This window comes from Haladaptatus sp. AB643 (genome assembly GCF_024136975.1).
Taxonomy (GTDB): Archaea; Halobacteriota; Halobacteria; order Halobacteriales; family Haladaptataceae; genus Haladaptatus.
In genome coordinates this window covers 143,463-161,190 of record NZ_JAMYJW010000002.1, presented here as the reverse complement: position 1 = coordinate 161,190, position 17,728 = coordinate 143,463, and the positions used below count along the sequence as shown (strand labels likewise).

General features: G+C 58.6%; 17 protein-coding genes. 9 read left to right on the top strand and 8 right to left on the bottom strand.

Annotated features, from left to right (window positions below; genetic code table 11):
• Positions 1-39 precede the first annotated feature (39 nt).
• The 5 genes from NKF25_RS05635 to NKF25_RS05615 all read left to right on the top strand — a co-directional run bounded on the left by NKF25_RS05635 (position 40) and on the right by NKF25_RS05615 (position 6,040).
• Positions 40-636, top strand: coding sequence for a hypothetical protein (locus NKF25_RS05635; RefSeq protein WP_253225723.1), 597 nt, complete (start codon positions 40-42; stop codon positions 634-636).
• Positions 633-1,295 carry a hypothetical protein gene (locus NKF25_RS05630; protein WP_253225722.1) on the top strand — a complete coding sequence of 221 codons (663 nt, stop codon included), beginning with the start codon at positions 633-635 and terminating at the stop codon, positions 1,293-1,295. The genes NKF25_RS05635 and NKF25_RS05630 overlap by 4 nt, the downstream gene beginning before the upstream one ends.
• Positions 1,296-1,374: 79 nt before the next feature.
• A complete protein-coding gene (locus NKF25_RS05625; protein ID WP_253225721.1) occupies positions 1,375-2,457 on the top strand; it encodes a Gfo/Idh/MocA family oxidoreductase in 1,083 nt (360 codons plus the stop codon).
• Between the two features lie 644 nt (positions 2,458-3,101).
• Positions 3,102-3,392: a HalOD1 output domain-containing protein gene (locus NKF25_RS05620; protein WP_253225720.1), complete on the top strand. Its 291-nt coding sequence runs from the start codon at positions 3,102-3,104 to the stop codon at positions 3,390-3,392.
• Positions 3,393-3,571: 179 nt separating this feature from the next.
• Positions 3,572-6,040: a PAS domain S-box protein gene (locus NKF25_RS05615; protein ID WP_253225719.1), complete on the top strand. Its 2,469-nt coding sequence runs from the start codon at positions 3,572-3,574 to the stop codon at positions 6,038-6,040.
• An 84-nt stretch (positions 6,041-6,124) separates the two neighbouring features.
• On the opposite strand, the gene NKF25_RS05610 is transcribed toward NKF25_RS05615, so the two are convergent.
• The 6 genes from NKF25_RS05610 to NKF25_RS05585 all read right to left on the bottom strand — a co-directional run bounded on the left by NKF25_RS05610 (position 6,125) and on the right by NKF25_RS05585 (position 11,387).
• Positions 6,125-6,295, bottom strand: a complete 171-nt coding sequence (locus NKF25_RS05610) for a hypothetical protein (RefSeq protein WP_253225718.1) — start codon at positions 6,293-6,295, stop codon at positions 6,125-6,127.
• A gap of 272 nt (positions 6,296-6,567) precedes the next feature.
• Complete coding sequence (locus NKF25_RS05605) at positions 6,568-7,137, bottom strand: hypothetical protein (protein ID WP_253225717.1); 570 nt, start codon at positions 7,135-7,137, stop codon at positions 6,568-6,570.
• Between the two features lie 207 nt (positions 7,138-7,344).
• On the bottom strand, positions 7,345-8,004 hold the full coding sequence (locus NKF25_RS05600; RefSeq protein WP_253225716.1) for a DUF998 domain-containing protein: 660 nt from the start codon (positions 8,002-8,004) through the stop codon (positions 7,345-7,347).
• Positions 8,005-8,211: 207 nt separating this feature from the next.
• A complete protein-coding gene (locus tag NKF25_RS05595; protein WP_253225715.1) occupies positions 8,212-9,051 on the bottom strand; it encodes a DUF1641 domain-containing protein in 840 nt (279 codons plus the stop codon).
• A 10-nt stretch (positions 9,052-9,061) separates the two neighbouring features.
• Complete coding sequence (locus NKF25_RS05590; protein WP_253225714.1) at positions 9,062-10,231, bottom strand: FAD-dependent oxidoreductase; 1,170 nt, start codon at positions 10,229-10,231, stop codon at positions 9,062-9,064.
• A 145-nt stretch (positions 10,232-10,376) separates the two neighbouring features.
• Positions 10,377-11,387: a sulfurtransferase gene (locus NKF25_RS05585; RefSeq protein WP_253225713.1), complete on the bottom strand. Its 1,011-nt coding sequence runs from the start codon at positions 11,385-11,387 to the stop codon at positions 10,377-10,379.
• Positions 11,388-11,732: 345 nt separating this feature from the next.
• Between NKF25_RS05585 and NKF25_RS05580 the strand changes: the two genes are divergently transcribed.
• A complete protein-coding gene (locus NKF25_RS05580) occupies positions 11,733-12,911 on the top strand; it encodes a rhodanese-like domain-containing protein (RefSeq protein WP_253225712.1) in 1,179 nt (392 codons plus the stop codon).
• Between the two features lie 92 nt (positions 12,912-13,003).
• Here NKF25_RS05580 and NKF25_RS05575 read toward each other — a convergent pair whose 3' ends face one another.
• A complete protein-coding gene (locus tag NKF25_RS05575; protein ID WP_253225711.1) occupies positions 13,004-14,740 on the bottom strand; it encodes a SulP family inorganic anion transporter in 1,737 nt (578 codons plus the stop codon).
• A 254-nt stretch (positions 14,741-14,994) separates the two neighbouring features.
• On the opposite strand from NKF25_RS05575, the gene NKF25_RS05570 reads away from it, so the two are divergent.
• Positions 14,995-15,393, top strand: a complete 399-nt coding sequence (locus NKF25_RS05570; RefSeq protein ID WP_253225710.1) for a DUF5518 domain-containing protein — start codon at positions 14,995-14,997, stop codon at positions 15,391-15,393.
• A 154-nt stretch (positions 15,394-15,547) separates the two neighbouring features.
• On the opposite strand, the gene NKF25_RS05565 is transcribed toward NKF25_RS05570, so the two are convergent.
• Complete coding sequence (locus NKF25_RS05565; RefSeq protein ID WP_253225709.1) at positions 15,548-15,952, bottom strand: CBS domain-containing protein; 405 nt, start codon at positions 15,950-15,952, stop codon at positions 15,548-15,550.
• 163 nt (positions 15,953-16,115) lie between these two features.
• On the opposite strand from NKF25_RS05565, the gene NKF25_RS05560 reads away from it, so the two are divergent.
• On the top strand, positions 16,116-16,532 hold the full coding sequence (locus NKF25_RS05560) for a DUF5518 domain-containing protein (RefSeq protein WP_253225708.1): 417 nt from the start codon (positions 16,116-16,118) through the stop codon (positions 16,530-16,532).
• A 184-nt stretch (positions 16,533-16,716) separates the two neighbouring features.
• Positions 16,717-17,526 (top strand): alpha/beta hydrolase, encoded by an 810-nt coding sequence (locus tag NKF25_RS05555; protein ID WP_253225707.1) that lies wholly within the window; start codon positions 16,717-16,719, stop codon positions 17,524-17,526.
• Positions 17,527-17,728: the final 202 nt, after the last annotated feature.

Sequence of the window (17,728 nt, the reverse complement as noted above, 5' to 3'; positions counted from 1 at the left end):
GCTACGACCAGCGTTCGTGGTCTCTATGGGGGATACGGGATGAGTCAAACACTTCCGGAAACGTGGTTTATCAAGGACACACGAGTGAACGCGATGATCGCATGGGCGCTTGCGATCGTTCTCGTCGCACTCGCAATCGTGAGCTTCCTGAACGTTCTGTTGGTCGAAACGGTGATGGCCACGATTGCGGCGTTCGTCGCCATCTCGCCCGCCGTCGTCTTTCGATCGTGGACTCGAACGGTTCCGTGGCCACTGTTGCTCATCGCCTCGTTGCCGCTGTTCGTCGCGACGGCCCGGCCGGAGTTCTTCGGCGAAATCGTGACCGGAATCAGCGTCGCGACCCTCGCGATGCTCGTCGTCGTCGCGCTCGAATTGACGACGGCGGTTCGAATGACGCCGCAGTTCGCGGTCTTCTTTACCGTCATCGTGACGCTCGCGACCGCTGGATTCTGGGCAGTTGGATCCGCGGCTTCGGCGACGTACCTCGGGACGACGTTCATCAAAACGAACACCGAACTCATGACCATCTTCACGGCAACGCTCATCGCGGGCATCGTCGCTGGCGTGCTGTTCTGGTTGTACTTCCGGCGTCAACTCTCTGCGAACGCCGACCGATCACGGGGGAGTAGCACGTGAGTTTTCACTCGCCCGTTCACGTTTCGGAACGCCGGGAGGATCAGTTGGTTCGGATCCTCCAGGCGGCGATGGCCGCCATCCTACTGATCGGCCTCTGGCAAGGGAACGCCGGTATCGTGGTGAACTCCGGTATCGGTTTGCTCGTCACGTTCCTCCCCGCGCTCTTCGAGCGAAATTACCGTGTCACGATGAACGGCGGAATCGTGCTCTGGATCTCCGTCGCGATGTTTCTACACGCGTTCGGGACGCTATCGGTGCCCGCCTTGGGTTTCATCAGCCCGTACAAGTCGACGTGGTGGTGGGATCACATGACGCATGCACTGTCCTCCTCGCTCGTCGCCGGTGTCGCGTACGCCGTGACGCGAGCGCTGGAAGAACACACGGAGTACATCGTGATGCCACCCCGGTTCATGTTCGTCTATCTCCTGTTGTTCGTCATGGCGTTCGGCGTCATCTGGGAACTCATCGAGTTCTACGTCGGCGTCGTATCGAGCCTCGTCGGCGTCGGGAAAGTCCTCACCCAGTACGGACTGGACGATACGATCTTGGACCTGTTCTACAACACGATCGGCGGATTGCTCGTCGCGACCTTCGGGACCGCCCACCTGTCCGATCTATCCGATCAGCTACGGGCGCGGATGGACTCCGCGAACCGATAGGTGGTTTTCTTCCGTAGCGAGTTCCACGACGTCGTCCTCTCAAAACCATAATATCGATACGGGACGACGAAACGAGCAAATGGAGAACGATGCGCCCTCGATCGGCATCCTCGGCCTCGAAACGCACGGAACGAACTACGCCGAGGTACTGACCGCATTGGACTGCCCTCCCGTCTGTGGCGCGGATGCTGATCCGACCGCTCGTCGCGAGTTCCGGGAGCGATTCGGTGCCACGACCTACGAGAACCTTTCTGACCTCCTCGAAGCCGATCTCGACGCCGTCATCGTTTGTACTCCCACGAAGTTCCACGAACCGACGGCGACGGCCGCGTTGGAACACGGACTCGACGTCTTTCTGGAGACCCCGCTCAGCCACGACTTGGAATCCGCGGAGAACATCGCCGCGGTCGCCAAGGAAACCGATAACATCTGTATGGTCGGCTTCTACGAGCGGTTTCGGAACATCTGTGACGTCACGAAATCGTACATCGAGGAGGGATACTTCGGGGAGATAATTCACATCCACGGGAAGTTCGTCAGACGGCGCGGCGTTCCGGGCCGAGGGACGTGGTACACCTCGAAGGACATCGCGGGCGGCGGTGCCCTCATGGACATCGGTGGCCATCTCCTCGACCTCCTGTTGTACTTCCTGGAGTGGCCCGAACTCTCCGATATCATGGCGACGTCCCGGTCGGATTTCGGCCACCACAAGGACTATTCGTACATCTACATGTGGGGGGACGACGGGGACGCGAAGATGTACGACGTCGAGGATTCGGTGACCGCGTTCTGTCAGTTCGATACGGATACGACCGCGACGATCGAAGTCGCGTGGGCGACGAACACCGAATCCGAACACTCCTACACCATTCGTGGGACCGAAGCGGGTGCCTTCCTGGATCTCACGGACACGTTGCCCGAGGTCGAACCGGTACCGGATCGGCGGAACCATCTCGAACTGTACGAAGCGCGAAGCAATGGCACCGACCACTTCGTGAACTCGGAAGTCGTCGCCCCATCGAACTACGCCTATCACGACGAGTTACGCATGTTTATCGACGCCGTGAGATCCGGCGACCGACCGGAGGCGAACAATATTCACCAGGGTCTCGCAGTCCAACGCATTATCGACGAAATCTATCGGGCCGGTACCGACGACTGAGTATCCTTCCCGACGGCTGTTTGCTCGTCGATTACTCCCGGTCTCGCCCTCGAGAACGAGGGATAGAACCGAATTGCTGACCATGATCGGTAAGATGGATACCTTCTCGGAGTGTATTGACACATGTTACCTATTTACGCATGTGAGTGACTACAATTGATTTTTGTGCTACCGGAACGTGTTTTATCCACCCGCCGAATGGTACAGGTGCACTCTCACCACTTGCCAGGGCGCTTTCCCAAAGTCAGCTATGCGACGCTGCCGCACTTGGTTGGTGGTGAGGGTTTTGCGGTAAAATCGTTCTTCGAGGGGTGAATACCGGTGGTACGACAACCGGCGGTGAAACTGTAAGTGAAAGGGAGAGGTCTATTTCCGGGAGACACCCATGTGGTCACGGGTAATCGACTAGAAACCAGTCAGGAAGTGGTTCGAAGCGGTTGAAACGGTCAGGAACCGGTCGAAGCGACCGAACCGACCGAGGAATCTCGTTCTCTATTTCCAATGCACAATGTTCGGCACTGTTGGACAAAAATACCCAATTAATTTCTTAGTAGTGGCTCCTGTCTACCGACTCGTCAAGGGCAGTAGACACAATAACTCCTTGCGATGTCAGGGTAACTGTTCTTGTGGGAGGAGTGATCCAGATGGACACAACAGAATCCGGGATGGGATCGTCGAAGAAAAACGCGACTCGCTTCTTGAGCACCCGAATTCTCACCGCGATTGCGGAGCGAGACGACCGATCGATAGACGACCTTCGCCCGCTGTACGAGGTGATCGATCCGGACGCACTCGACGCGCTCTTTGCACCGCGAGTGGACGGATCACTACGGGAGGGTGGTTACGTCTCGTTTCCGTATGCGGGATACGTGGTAACCGTATCAAGTGACGGTGTCGTCGAGATCGATCCCGAGGGCGATCAGTCCGACGGTTGAGTGCCGTAATCGGTGGTTCTCGAACTCCACGATCACCGCTCTATCTTCCGTCAGTACCCCACTCGAAGGTAGATCGAGCCGAGGGTCAGGGTCGTCATCGATACGATTATCCAAACTATTATATCGGTTCTCGCTCTTCGATTCCTCCACCGAACGGTGCTACGATATCACATATCACCATGACTCATCAACCCGATCACGGTCACGATTCCGATACCGAGGAGTTCGCAACCCAATTCCGTCGTAATGGCCCTTTCTTTCGTGATCTCGTCGAACATTCACTCGATGGGTTCCTTACGTTCGATCCTGGTGGTACCATCGTATTCTCGAATCACGCGGCCGAACGTCTGTTCGGATGGACCGAGGACGAACTCGTCGGTGAACCGGTCACCCGACTGTTTCCAAAACGGTTCCGTGATTCCTATCTGGAGTCACTTCACCGACACGCTCGCGACGGTTCGGGCGCGCTCGATCACGAGTACGTCGAACGAATCGGGCTTCGGAAGGATGGTTCCGAGTTCCCCCTCGCGTTCTCGTTCTACGAACACGAACACGATGGACGACGACTCTTCACGGCGATCATCCGTGATATTTCGGAGCGAAAGCAACGGGAACGGGAACTGGAGAACACCAAGGAGAAGTACGAGCGACTCGTCGAAGCGGCCCCGGACGCGATTTTCATTGCGGACACGGAAACCGGGACGATCGAAGACGCGAATCGAGCGGCGGCGACGCTCATGGGGAAGTCACAGGACGAACTCTGCGGGATGCATCTGGCGGACCTGCACCCAACAAAACAGCCGGAGCAGTATGCGACACGACTTCACGAGTACTCCGAGAACGGCGGCGATAACGGGGACGCGACGGGCACCAGCGGACACGAACGGACCCGGCATATCGTCCGCGATGATGGAACCCACATTCCGGTCGAGGTCAGTACGGGCGTCACCGACCTCGCCGACAAAACGGTCGTCCAGGGAATCTTCAGGGACGTCTCCGGCCGACAGGAGCGTAAAGAAGAGCTTCGACGGGAACGGGATCTCACCGAACGAATTCTCGAAACGAGCCCGATCGCGATCGGCGTTTTCACACCGGACAGACGGCTCGTTCGGGCGAACGAACAGGTCGCCGCTATTCTCGGCGAGCCAATCGAACAGTTGTTGTCCCGTCCGTCACTGGACGATTTCACTCTGTACGATTCCGAGAACCGACCGATCGATCCTCGAGACGCGATTATGGCAGAAGTCATCGAAACCGGCTCCGCAGCGTACGATTACGAAGCGATTCTCGAACGAGCGGATGGCGAGCGACTGTGGGTTTCGTTGAGCGCCGCTCCACTCCGGTCCCCCGATGGTGAACTCGAATATCTCGTCCTGGTCGGGGAAGACATCTCCGAACGGAAGGAACGTGAAGCGGCTCTCGAACGCCACCGTGATCGCCTCGACACGCTCAATCGGATCAACCGCCTCATCCGTGAGATCAATCAGACACTCGTTCGAACGACGACGCGGGAGGAAATCGAGACTAGCGTCTGTGAACGACTCGCCGCGTCCGACCTCTATCAGGACGCATTTATCGGCGAACGTTCGTTGCCAAATGGCGGCATCGAGCCTCGAACGGGGGCAAACCTCGATGCGAACTATTTCGATCTCCTTGCCGAGACGGATACGGTCGAAACGAGTACCGGCGGTGCTGCCGAAGCGATCAGTACACAGGAACCCCAACTGATCACGTCGATCCAGTCCGACCCTCTCTTCCCCGATTCGTTGCGGGACGAAGCGCTATCCCGGGGATATCGTTCCGTGCTTTGTATCCCGCTCGTTTATCGGGAGACGACGTACGGCGTGTTGGTTCTCCATTCGTCTCGTTCCGACGCATTCAGTGAACGGGAACGAGCCGTTTTCCAAGAACTGGGCAAGACGATCGGCCACGCGATTCATGCCGCGGAGAGTAAGAAGCTACTCCACACGGATAGCCGCTATGAACTCACGTTCGATCTCACCGAGACGACCGCGTTCTTCGTCACTGCATCCGCCGACTTGCAGTGCTCTATCACGCTCGAAGACCTCGTGCCTTCGACGGACAGGGAACTACTCTACTATATCACGTTGGAGAATGCACCAGCCGATGCGTTTCTCGAAATGACGCGTCGGCAATCGATCGTCAAAAAGGCCCGCTGTATCAGGGAGGAACCGGAACAAAGCCTCCTTGAAATCGTGTTCGTTGGAGCATCGACCTCCCCACAGGTTCTCATCGAACGGGGTGCCCGTATCAAACACGCAAAGGTTATCGAAGGGAGTGGATCGATCGTTGCTGAAGCCCCGGCCGATGCCGATATCCGTGTACTCACTGACGCCGTGCAGTCGATCTATCCAAATGCTCGGTTGACGACGAAACGGGAGGTCAAACGGTCCCTCTCTTCCTTCGGTAGACGCCAGATGCACCTCACGGACCAGTTGACTGACCGCCAACAGGCCGCCTTGACCGCGGCATACAATGCCGGTTTTTTCGAGTGGCCACGTGAGAGCACCGGTGAAGCGGTCGCAGATTCGCTCGCCGTATCGGCACCCACGTTCCACCAGCATCTCAGAGCGAGCGAACGAAAACTGTTGCAGGTGCTCTTCGAAGGGACGGAAACGATGGAGTAGCACGTGATTCCTAACTGTTTAGGGATCCCGTTTTTTGGGAGGGATACTCAATCACTGCTCATGAGTACGCATCAATCGACCAACTCAGACCGACTCACAAAAGCTCAGGTCGTCGGCCTGTTGCAGCATCGACATCGTCGTGCTGTTATTGCCTTCCTCAAGCGAGAGCAGACCGGCCGTGCCCGCTTCGATGACCTCGTCGAATACGTTCTCTCCACGAGTCAACGGGAGGAATCGTCGGTCGATCAGCGTCAACGGGTCAAAATCGGGTTACTTCACAACCACCTACCGAGATTGGCGGATGCTGGTTTGCTCGAATACGACCAACGGAGTGAAACGGTACGGTATTGGGGTGATTCTCGATTCGAACCCTTCCTCGAAACCGTTTCCAGCGACGAATTCTCGCGGTAGCCCTTCTTCCACAGTCCCGTCTCAACTCATTCTCCACTGGTCACAACGCACGATAGCGGTACTGAAAAAGGCCGAAATCACCGACTATCCGAATTCGGAGTCCGAAACTCCCGCGATCAGGCTCCTGCTTCGTGCGATCCGCGTCGGCCGCCGGAGTATGCCGACCACCACAGAATTATCGCCGCGATGACGAGGGCGACGAGGTCGAACAGGGAAACGACGAGGTGAATCGCAACGAGCGCTTGCGACGGGTTCGGGACACCCGTGAGGACACCCAGATAGGCTTCCAGCGGAAGTACTGCCGTGGCGGCGGTGAGGCTCCACCGTGTGATGGTGAATTCCTTGACGCGCCACCACGCGAGTCCCGTCGCGACGAGCATCAGCACTCCGGTAACGAACGCCGTCGCCCGGTGGAACCATTCGGCGAGAATCTGTCCATGAGTGTACGTTTGGGAGAGCGATCCGGGGGAGTGAAGCAGGGGTATGTAACTCCCTGCGCACTTCGGAAACCCGCCGCCACAGGCCATCCATCCTCGAAGCGCTACGGAGTACGTCGCTGCACCCATCAGAATGAACATCCCGATCAGCGAGATGGTAACGAGGTATCGGAGTACGGTTCGTTCGGTCGTCGCCCGGCCGTCATCGCCGAACGACTCCCCTGTCGTGTCCGATCCGCTGTCTGTCATGGCTTACCGGGTAATTCGATTCTTCTTCGTATAACTCCCTCGAAACATCGGCGTCGGACTCTCATAACCATGTTCATAATTTCTCCCGGCGGTGACTAGTATCATCCCTTTTGCGGCCTGTACGAGCATCTTCGACGGTATCGTGGACCCTGCTCGATGCACGACCATGTGTCCCTGTGACGTGTGGAAAATGCCGATCTCATCGCGTCAGTGATTCCGTGACGAACGATCGCTACCGAGTAGATATCCCCCAAACGTCGGAACCCAGAGGAGAAGCGGATACGCAACCCATCGTTCGATACCGCCGGAGCCAAGCGCTGCCAACGGGCTAGGTTCCCGGAGGACGAGACCGTAGAAGAAGACGCTCACGAGGACCAGTAAGGACACCCCACCGAACAGGACGCAGAGATATGCGAACGGACGAGCGACGACCCGCGAGGAGAGAACGACGGTGATTCCTCCGCTGAAGAACGTGAGGAGTGCGAAGAGGCCGTGCCAAGGTGTGATGTTCCCGGGAAACACTCCAACGCCGAAAACCCCAATTCCGAACACTGCCAGGGGGACGGTGAGAATGCGACGGCCCCACGCTCGATGAATGAAGTAGGTCGCTATCAGAAGGAGGGCTCCGGTCATCAACATCGTCCCGTTGAAAATGGTCGCGGATGGTTGCTGTATAATCGGATTCGGTGGTTGGGTAGACCCGAGGTCGCTGATGTCCTGTCGGGTCGAATATCCCGGATAGAGAACTTCCCCGGTGATGATTCCCATAAATGCGATTCCACCGGCGAGGATCATACAGACTCCTGCGACTGACGCGTCTACGCCTCCGACTGTAGACGCACCATCCCGACCTCCGGCGTCGTTCATGACACCGAATGCAACGATCAACCTGTTAAAATAGATACGTGATTACTTCTGTCGCATCTCTCCCCTAATAATGGGATTTGCACGACGATTCCCAACCGTGAACGTATTTCGACGACGTTCCGCGCCTCGGTCACTGACGACGGGAGTACGACACTGGGGTCGTGGTCGAGGCCCGCAGCGTCGTCCGCTCCACCGGTGCCGTCCGTCTCACCGTTCGTCGTTCGCCCGTGCCATCCGTCGCGCCGCTTCGACGAGGACGCCGAGCGACTGTTGAACATCATCGTCGCGTAGGGCCGCGAGCAGGCCGAACGGGCCGAGTTTCTTCGGCTTCGTCTCGTCCGTGAACGCGCTCAACCCGGCGTCGAACGAGTTCACGACCTCGGGTTGGGCGGCCGTCTCGGTCAGCGCGACCAAGCCCTCCATGTTCCGACCCAGTTCGTACATGTCCGGCGTCTCGCGCTCCCGACGGGCGTCAGTGAACCCCTCGACGGCCATCCGGAGATCCGCGATCGGTTCGCGGTTGTTCCGAGCGACGTTCGTGAGTTCGGGAACGAGGTCGTTGGCCAGTCCACGCGTTACGTCGAGCAGTTCGAGGAGTTCGACCAGTGCGTCGGCGTTTTCGCCGAACCGTTCGAGGAGGACGATGGTTTCTTCCTTCTCGAAAGCCGTTCGCAATCGCTCGACTGTCTCACGGTTCTCGCGAACGACCGTGACGAGTTCGGGAGCGAGATCCTCGGTCAGACCGACGCTGACTTCGAGAACATCCAGCAGTTCGACCAACCGTTCCGAGTTGTTTCCGACCTTCTGGAGCAGGACGAGTGTCTCCTCGCGCTCGAACGCCATTCGAAGCTCACGGAGGGGTTCGCGGTTGTCGCGAGCGACGTCAGTGAGTTCAGGGACGAGTTCCTCCGCGAGGCCCTGCGTCGCGTCGAGGGCGTCGAGCAACGCGATGAGGTCCTCGGCGTTGTCGTCGATTTTGTCCACGAGTGCGTCGAGGTCCTCCGAGTCGCGTTCGATGACCGCCTCCTGTGTTTGTGTATCACTCATTCGTGATCACCTACGGGAGCGGGTCGTAGCCGTGCAACCAGAGGTTCCAGTACACCGACGGCAGCACGTTGACGTCCAAAATCCAGTTCATCTTGCTCTCGACCGGCGCGGAGATGCTCTCCTCATAGTCGAACTCCGCCATCATCGCCTTCCCTTTCCGCGTAAGGAGCGGACAGGCGGCGTATCCGGAGTACTCCGTTCGTGGCGCGCGCCCCTCGATGAGCGCTTCGATGTTGTCAGCGGCGACGTGCGCTTCTTTGCGGGCGGCGGCCGCGGTCTTCGAGTGCGGCGCGTTCTCACAGTCACCCAATGCGAACACGTCGTCGTACTCCGTGTGCTGCAGTGTGCGCTCGTCTATCGTCACGTACTCTCCGCTCTCGCTGCCCTCGGTCAGGGGGGAGCCTTCGGTGATTGCCGTCTGGCCGTACTGCGGTGTCACCGGTGCGAGGAGGTCGTATTCGATCACCCGGCCGTCCGCGCTACGGACGACCCGTTCGTCGGGGTCGATTTCCTCGACGGAGAAGTTCGCTTCGAACTGTATGTCACGGTCGTCCCACAACTCGTAGAGTTTGTCCCGGTAGGGTTGGACACCGAAGTGGTGGTCTGCGTTCCGGGTCATGATGAACTCCGTCTCCTCGCGGATTCCCTTGCGCCGAGCGAAATCCTCGGCGAGCATCGTCATCTTCAGCGGTGCACCGGGACACTTGATGGGCGTATCGGGTTGGGTGACCACGAACGTTCCCCCGTCGAAATCCTCGAACGCCTCCCGCATCGCCATCGCCGCTTCGTAGTGATAGAATGGGTAGACAGAATCGGTTTCCTCCCATCCTTCGAGTAGCCCGGGAATCGCTTCGGGCGCGAGGCGGTGGCCGGTGGCGACGACGAGGTAATCGTACTCGAAATCGCCCTCGGAACATTCGACGACCTTCTCGTCGGGATCGACGCCGGTTACCTCGTCCTGTACGAACTTCACGCCGTTCTCGAAGAGTTCGCGGATGTCTCGACTCTGCTCTTCGGCCTCGAGATAGCCGAAGGGAATGAGATAGAACGACGGCTGATACATGTGCTTCGTGCTCTTGTCGATCACCGTGATATCGGCGTCGGTACCCAACTTCCGTCGAAGGATGTTCGCCGTCATGGCACCACCCGTTCCCGCACCGAGAACGACTATTTTTACCATACCTACTCGATACGTGTGGTCCGACGCCAATCAAGCTGAAGATAGAAGCAATATTGTTGTGCAATACTCACAATATCGATGAATGGCGGAAATTTTTGTATCTTGAAGATCCGGCGGGTTAAAGCCGCTTGAAACGGAATCGGGCTCACTCGGTCTCGATCGGTGCGTCCACGAGGTTTCCCCATTCACTCCACGATCCGTCGTAGTTACGCACGGTCTCGTAGTCGAGCAGTTCCGAGAGGACGAACCACGACAGGGCGGAGCGCTCGCCCACGTGACAGTAGACGATAACGTCGTCGTCCTGTGCGATCCCTTCCCCCTCGTAGATGGTCCTGAGTTCGTCGCGACGCTTGAACCTGCCGTCGTCATCGAGAACGTCGAACCAAGGGACGTTAACGGAATCGGGAATGTGCCCGCCCACCATCGTCATCGGCATCCCCTCGCCGTTCGGCGGTGCCCGGACGTCGCCGACGAACTCCTCGGAACTCCGGACGTCGAGCAACGTCACGTCCTCCGTGAGCGCCCGTTCGACGTCGTCGCGAGTCGCCCGTAGGTGGTCGAACGGTCCACTCGCGTCGTACTCACGTTCAGTGACCGATGGTACCTCGGTCGTGGTGGGGTAGCCCGCTTCGATCCAGTAGTCACGGCCCCCATCGAGGAGGTAGAGGTCGTCGTGGCCGTAGAATTTGAACAGCCAGTAGGCGTAGGCGGCGAACCAGTTCGACTCGCCCCCGTAGAGGACGACGGTGCTATCCTCGGTGATACCGTGCCGTCCCAGCACCGCCTCGAATGTTCCCTTTTCCGGAACGCCACGGCCGTTTTCTCCCGTCAGATGCATTTGCCAGTCGAGCTTGATCGCCCCGGGAATATGCCCGTCCTCGTAGGTGTCGCTCGTGTCCACCTCGATCAGGAGGAGCGACGGGTCGTCGTTTCGAACCTCGTCCAACCGTTCGTCGAGCCACTCCGCCTCGACGAGGACGTCCGTTGCGTAGTCGCCCCGGTCCGCCCCGTCCAACGCCAGTCCGTAACAGGTCTGACGGGCGTCACGGAGCGCTGGTGTCGATTCGAGTAAGTCCGCATCGTCGAGCTGTTTGATACCGTAGCGCGTCGTTCGCGCCGATAACATCGTCTCCTCGATGATCGCTTTCTGTGTCATTCGACCGTTCTGGTCGAGTATCTTATAGATGAACTTGGAGCTAGGAGGAAGACCATCGAGTTTCTCACGCACCGAATCCGGATTGGACATTAAATCACTAATTCGTCGTAGCGACTCCAACGTAATGTGATTGCCGGTTCGAAGCGGGTAGTCGAGATAATAGTACACAATACTGCCGAGGTTTTTCATCCCTCGCCGCGAACGCTCTCCGAGAGAGTTGAACGGGCCATAATGGGGCAATAATGTGGTCTTATCGTCCCAACCATCCGATGCCGGATCGATGTCCCGGCAATAAATCTGACCTGACGAACCCTTATTATTGCATGGAAGATACAATTCAATGCAATGGTTCAGGAAATCACGGTGGAGCAGTTGCGAGATAAGATCGATGCGAACGACGACGTCACCCTGTTCGATACGCGAAACCCGGACGATTACGCCGACTGGCACATCGCGCACGCCGAGAACGTCGAGTTCTCGGGTGCGAACGACGAACTGGTCGGCGATTTCGACGCCCACCGCGAGGAACTCGCTCCCGACGACGAGGTAATCACCATCTGTGCGACCGGCAAGTCTGCCGGGCAGTTCGCCGAGTGGCTCGAAGCGGACGGGTTCGAGAACGTACTGACGGTCGAAGGTGGCATGGAATCGTGGAGCATGCTCTACGACGTCGTCCCCATCGCAACGCGGAACGATGACGTGGAAATCCTCCAGTTACAGCGCCGCTCGAAGGGATGTCTCGGCTACGTCGTCGGCGACAAGCGGACCGGCGAGGCCGCCGCAATCGACGTGACTCGTGCCACAGGGACGTTCATGAACGCCGCCGCGGAGCGAGGCTTCGAAATCACGCACGTCTTCGATACCCACATCCACGCCGACCACATCTCCGGCGGCCGCCGACTCGCCGACGAACTCGACGTTCCGTACCACCTCGGTTCACCCGCTGCGACGCGCGACCCCGAGTACGATTTCGACGGTGTCGACCCGAACGACACGGTGGATATCGGCGATGTCGATATCAAGGCCGTCCACACGCCCGGTCACACGACGGGTATGACTTCGTGGTTGATCGACGACGAGGCGCTGTTGACAGGCGACACCCTGTTCGTCGAGTCCATCGGCCGCACCGAACTCCAGTTCGCCGACGCCGACGCACGCGACGGCGCACGCGTCCAGTACGCGACGCTCCAGAAGGTCATCCTGTCCCTTCCCGACCACGTGAAGATTCTCCCGGGGCACTTCTCGGTCACCGACGACGGCAAGTACGTCGACGTCACGCCCGGCGTGCCGATGGTCACGACGGTTGGCTCCGTCCGGCGTACCAACGAGATCGTGCAGTTAGCGGAGGACGAGTTCGTCGAGCACATGTTCGAGAACCTCCCGTCGAAACCGCCGAACTACGAGACCGTGATCGCCACGAATCAGGGGAGCTACGTACCGGAAAGCATCGACGAGGAGAACGAACTCGAACTCGGACCGAACCGCTGTGCGGCGACCGAAGACAGCGTCGTTGCCGACGATTAGACAGCACCGTTCTCTCTCGGTACCTGCCCCTCTGGACGATTTCCGAGGTGTGATGGCGATATAACGGCGCTACAACTCCGGATGATATCCGGTCAGTCCGACGCTCCTCGATCGTCGATGATCGCCTCCACGGTCCCCTCCTCGCGAATCTCTCCGAGTGTCTCGTCTAAGGACGCGGCCTCGAACGTTTCCAAGACTTGCTCGTTTACGCCAGCCAAGCGGAGTTCTATCCCACGCGGTTCGAGGGTGCGATGCAGGTCTTCGAACATCTCTACGGACGCGAGGTCGACCATCGGTGAAGTGGAGAGGTCGAAGACGATGAGGTCGACCGGCGATTGTCGCTCCTCGATCCTCTCCAGTAGATCGTCCAGAACGCTGTTCGTGTTCGCGTAGAACAATCCGGCGTCCACACGATACACGAGCACGCCCGGTTCTTCGACCGCTTCCGGGTGTTGCTCTCTGCTGACGAAGTGGTCGGTGTCAGGAATCCGGGCGAGCACCTCCTTCTTGGGGTTGCTCGCCCGCGAGATGGCAATCGTGAGCGAGAGGAAGACGCCGATGAACACCCCCCAGAGCATTCCGAGGGCGAGCACGCCGAGCAGCGCCGCCGCCGCGATGAAGAACTCGTTTCGGCTGATGGTGTGTAGTCGTTGCATGCCATCGACGTCGACGATGCCGATGACGGCGACGATGACGACCGCACCGAGCGTCGCATCCGGAAGCGTCCTGAACAACCCGGTCAGAAACAGGAGGACGACGACGAGGACGCCGACGATCACCGCGCTGACGATCTGTGATTTCCCGTTCATGGAATCGTTGAGCGCGCTTCGGGACATGCTCCCCCCGACGACGAAGCCACCGAACAGTCCCGAGGCGACGTTCGCAGCGCCGTCCGCGAGAAGTTCTTGGTCGGGGTCCGCCCGGTAATCGTTCCGACGTGCAAACGTTTGAACGGCCCCGATGCCTTGCACGTACGAGAGGATGAAGAGGGCGATGGCCACGGGAACGAGCGATTCGATAACCCCGACCGACGGTACCGACGGAACCGTCACCGGGGGGAGGCCACTCTGAATTTGTCCGACTACCGTGACCCCTCGCGCTTGGAGATCAAGTGTCGACGACACGACGATGGAAAGCAGGACGACGAGGAGCGCGGTCGGTGCACGCGGGAGGAAGCGTTTCCCGAGGAGCAACAGGGCGATGGAAACGAGTCCGACCGCGACCGTCGTGGACTGTGCCTCGGTCAAGTGAGTGGCGATGAACCAGACGCGCTGGAAGAAGGTGCCCGACGACCCCGAGATGCCGAGGAGTTTCCCGAGCTGCGTGGAAATGATATAGAGCCCGGCACCGGACGCGAAACCGGTGAGCACCGATCCGGAAATGAAGTTCACGAGGTAACCGAGTCGGAACACCCAAGCGACGACACAGATGATGCCGACGATGATCGTCGTGATGGTGACGAGGGAGGCATATTCCATCCCACGTCCGGTTGCGATCGGTCCCACCTCCGTGAGGAGCAGGATGGCAAGCGGCGACGTCGGTCCGACGATCACTTGCCGGGACGAGGCGAAGAACACGTACGCGAGGGCACCCATCAGGGCGGCATACAGTCCCGTCTGCGGGGGTAGTCCAGCGAGCGAGGCGTACGCCAATCCACCGGGGATGACCGCGGCCGAAACCGTGAGTCCCGACACGATGTCGATCCGTAACCACGATCGGTCGTACTTCGGAAGCCATTCCGTCACCGGAAGTTCCGACTTGAGATCCTCTCTAACTCGTCGTGAAAGACTGTTGCTGGCCATCGATTTCCCCCCGATGTTGGAACCCATCAGTGTACGCTGTCCGAGGGCAAAAGTGTTGTGAGGGAAACAAATTTGGGATTGGGGAAGTTCAGGTTCGATAAGCTGTCGGATGTATGGGTATGCGAGCATCGTGAGTTCACCTCCTCGAACCATCTCCCCCGAGAGACGCCGTACTAGCGGTAATACCAATATTCCAGTGGGACGGGGAAACGAGAACCCCTGATACATCAGATATTTTTATAGAATATTTATCATGTCTTGTGGTGTATTCTTGTTCGATCATGCAAATTGACTGGAGAGCTGTCATCACCGGTTTCTTGACCGCGTTCATTCTCGGACTACTCGCTGCCTGGTTCGTCCCGATTACGGCGATGTCGGGACTCGTCCACGCACTACCTGGCCTCATCGGCGGGTTCGTCGCCGGTTACATGGTCGTCGGGACCGAACGCGGTGCCGTCCACGGTGGACTTGCCACCGTCATCGGCGGGGTCGTTCTCCTCGTCGTGTGGGCAGTGCTCGGCGCGCTGTTCTCCGGTCTCTTCCCGGCGTTCACGGGCCTCGCACTCGGCCTATTCATCCTGCTCATCCAGGCGATTCCCGGTGCCATCGCTGGTGCCATCGGTGGATGGGCGAAAGGTCGCAGCACCGAGACACGGGAAACCGTCGGGACCGCCCGCTGACGGACGACGGCTGGTCGCCATCTTACGGCGACAACGTGTCGTTCGTTGGGAGTAATCGAGTTTTGTATCGACAGGGGTTGCATGCTGCAACCTCTACGTAGCTCGAGTAACGCTGTAACCTCGACACAGCTTGAGTAACTTCTACGTAGCTCGATTACGAGGGGCTCGGAGTCTGAACACGGGACAGATACGCCGTGAGATCCGTCGTGGAAATCATTCCGATAACCCCTTCGGTTTCATCCACCACGGGCATGTGGTGAATTCCGTGTGTAATCATACGATCGGAGACATCGCGGATCGAGTCCTGTGCCGTCGCAGTCATGACATCGGTCGACATGTACTCGGATACCGGCGTTTCGTCCTTGGGTTGTCGTTCGGCAACGATTCGAACGAAGTCGGTGGTCGTCAGAATTCCCAGCAGATGGTTCTCGTCATCGGTGACGATTACCGAACCGATCCCGCTCTCGATCATCTCTCGTGCTGCCTCTTCGACGAGCGTATCGGGTGATGCGGTGTGGAGGGTCGTCGTCATTAGCTGACCGACGAAAATATCGTCCATACACGTAGTCTTTTTTGAATATTGATAAAAGTTGTCGCTACTCACGCTCCTTGCCGACTTTCTCCCCTTCGCCAGTCACGCGACACCGTTCGAAGGCGAACCTCGTTCGAGGATACCCCGATCCAGCCAAAGACATATACGGGATAGCAGTGCATTACTGTTAATGGTTAGCAAACCGGTCTATCTCGGAGCGTCACTCACCGCAGTGATCAGTACGCTCGCGGGGATTCTCGGTGGCAGTGGCGCGCTCGCCCCGTGGGGGATCGTCGGTGGACTCGTCGCGGGATGGACCGCAGAAACGGTCTCGGACGGGCTATACGACGGTGCGCTCGCCGGACTCTTCGGTGCCGTCGCGACCGTGATACTCATGGGTGTCTTCAGCGCGGTAAGTGCCGCGCTTACTGCCGCGAACGTCGGTATCGCTGGCTTCGTTGGTGCATACACGTCCACCGTCATCGCCGTGATGATCGTTCCTACGTTTGCGGTCGAAGGGATCATCATCGGTCCACTCACCCGGTACGCGAAAACCACGCTCCAGCGACGGCCCCCAAACGGTAGCGGCAAGGTGGAGGAAACGTGATCGCGGAGATCGGTTGATCGTCGTTTGCGGGCGATTTTTCGGACGGTGGTCGTCCAACCGAGCGCTCTCGGACGTCGCATCGCATCTCGGCATGTGAACGCGTTCGCCATCCGGTCGACGAGAATCACGCTGGAAGCGACCGCCCGAACCGTTTATGCCTATGTCGATTGATTGATACTCCGCGATGCCATACTTCGAGACCCACGATGGCGTGCCGATCTACTACGAGGATCAGGGACAGGGGGAGACGATTCTACTCGTCCACGGCTGGATGATGAATGCCGAGTACTGGTGGCAGAAGAACTTCGATGCCTTGGCCGACTCCCACCGCGTCGTGGCCCTCGACCTTCGGGGACATGGACGCTCCGGAAAGACTGACGCGGGGCACACCCTCGCACAGTACGCACGGGACATCCGGGAACTGATCGAGACGCTCGAACTCACCGACGTTACCCTCGTAGGATGGTCGATGGGGACGATGGTCATGTTCGAATACTTCGACCAGTTCGGAACCCACCGGCTATCCCGTGCCGTATTCGTGGACCAGAGTCCAAAATTACAGTACGATGACGACTGGCCTCACGGGTCACCCGGTGAGTTCTCGGGTATCGATGGCGTCGATATCACGACGAACCTCACGTACAATCGTCCGTCGGTTGCAAAACCGTTCTTAAAGGCGATGTTCAACGAACCACCGGCGGCGGACACGATCGACGAGATGTACGCCGAGACGACCAAGACTCCGACGAGCGTCGCCATCGATATCTTTCTGGATGTCGTGTATTCCGACTTCCGACCGGTGGTACCCACGATCGACGTGCCGGTCCTGCTTCTCTACGGCGAACGGAACGATATCTTCCCGACGGACGTAGGGGGGTGGCTCGAAGACCACCTCCCCGAGGCGACCCTCGTACGGTTCGAACGGAGCGGACACTGTCCCTTCTGGGAGGAGCCTGAAAAGTTCAATCGGGAGATCACGTCGTTCGTGGAGTGAATCCGTCACGAAGACGATTGCGCCGTGTCCGGATCGATCGTCTTACCGGATCGACTGAGGGTAACTGCTCGTGTGGTCGTTACAGAGTCGGTACCCGTGCCTCAAACGTTCAGACCGGGAATGTGGCACTTTAGGTCGGCCATACTATCGATTCTCACTTTTTGGGAATGCGAAAAAGAACTATGCCCCCTGGAGCAAACGG

Bases quoted from the DNA above. Each gene is read 5' to 3' on its own strand.
- NKF25_RS05590 (WP_253225714.1), bottom strand. From the start codon at position 10,231: ATGGTAAAAATAGTCGTTCTCGGTGCGGGAACGGGTGGTGCCATGACG.
- NKF25_RS05580 (WP_253225712.1), top strand. From the start codon at position 11,733: ATGGTTCAGGAAATCACGGTGGAGCAGTTGCGAGATAAGATCGATGCG.
- NKF25_RS05605 (WP_253225717.1), bottom strand. From the start codon at position 7,137: ATGACAGACAGCGGATCGGACACGACAGGGGAGTCGTTCGGCGATGAC.
- NKF25_RS05555 (WP_253225707.1), top strand. From the start codon at position 16,717: ATGCCATACTTCGAGACCCACGATGGCGTGCCGATCTACTACGAGGAT.
- NKF25_RS05585 (WP_253225713.1), bottom strand. From the start codon at position 11,387: ATGACACAGAAAGCGATCATCGAGGAGACGATGTTATCGGCGCGAACG.
- NKF25_RS05575 (WP_253225711.1), bottom strand. From the start codon at position 14,740: ATGGGTTCCAACATCGGGGGGAAATCGATGGCCAGCAACAGTCTTTCA.
- NKF25_RS05635 (WP_253225723.1), top strand. From the start codon at position 40: ATGAGTCAAACACTTCCGGAAACGTGGTTTATCAAGGACACACGAGTG.
- NKF25_RS05625 (WP_253225721.1), top strand. From the start codon at position 1,375: ATGGAGAACGATGCGCCCTCGATCGGCATCCTCGGCCTCGAAACGCAC.
- NKF25_RS05620 (WP_253225720.1), top strand. From the start codon at position 3,102: ATGGACACAACAGAATCCGGGATGGGATCGTCGAAGAAAAACGCGACT.
- NKF25_RS05615 (WP_253225719.1), top strand. From the start codon at position 3,572: ATGACTCATCAACCCGATCACGGTCACGATTCCGATACCGAGGAGTTC.
- NKF25_RS05600 (WP_253225716.1), bottom strand. From the start codon at position 8,004: ATGAACGACGCCGGAGGTCGGGATGGTGCGTCTACAGTCGGAGGCGTA.
- NKF25_RS05570 (WP_253225710.1), top strand. From the start codon at position 14,995: ATGCAAATTGACTGGAGAGCTGTCATCACCGGTTTCTTGACCGCGTTC.
- NKF25_RS05565 (WP_253225709.1), bottom strand. From the start codon at position 15,952: ATGGACGATATTTTCGTCGGTCAGCTAATGACGACGACCCTCCACACC.
- NKF25_RS05595 (WP_253225715.1), bottom strand. From the start codon at position 9,051: ATGAGTGATACACAAACACAGGAGGCGGTCATCGAACGCGACTCGGAG.
- NKF25_RS05560 (WP_253225708.1), top strand. From the start codon at position 16,116: ATGGTTAGCAAACCGGTCTATCTCGGAGCGTCACTCACCGCAGTGATC.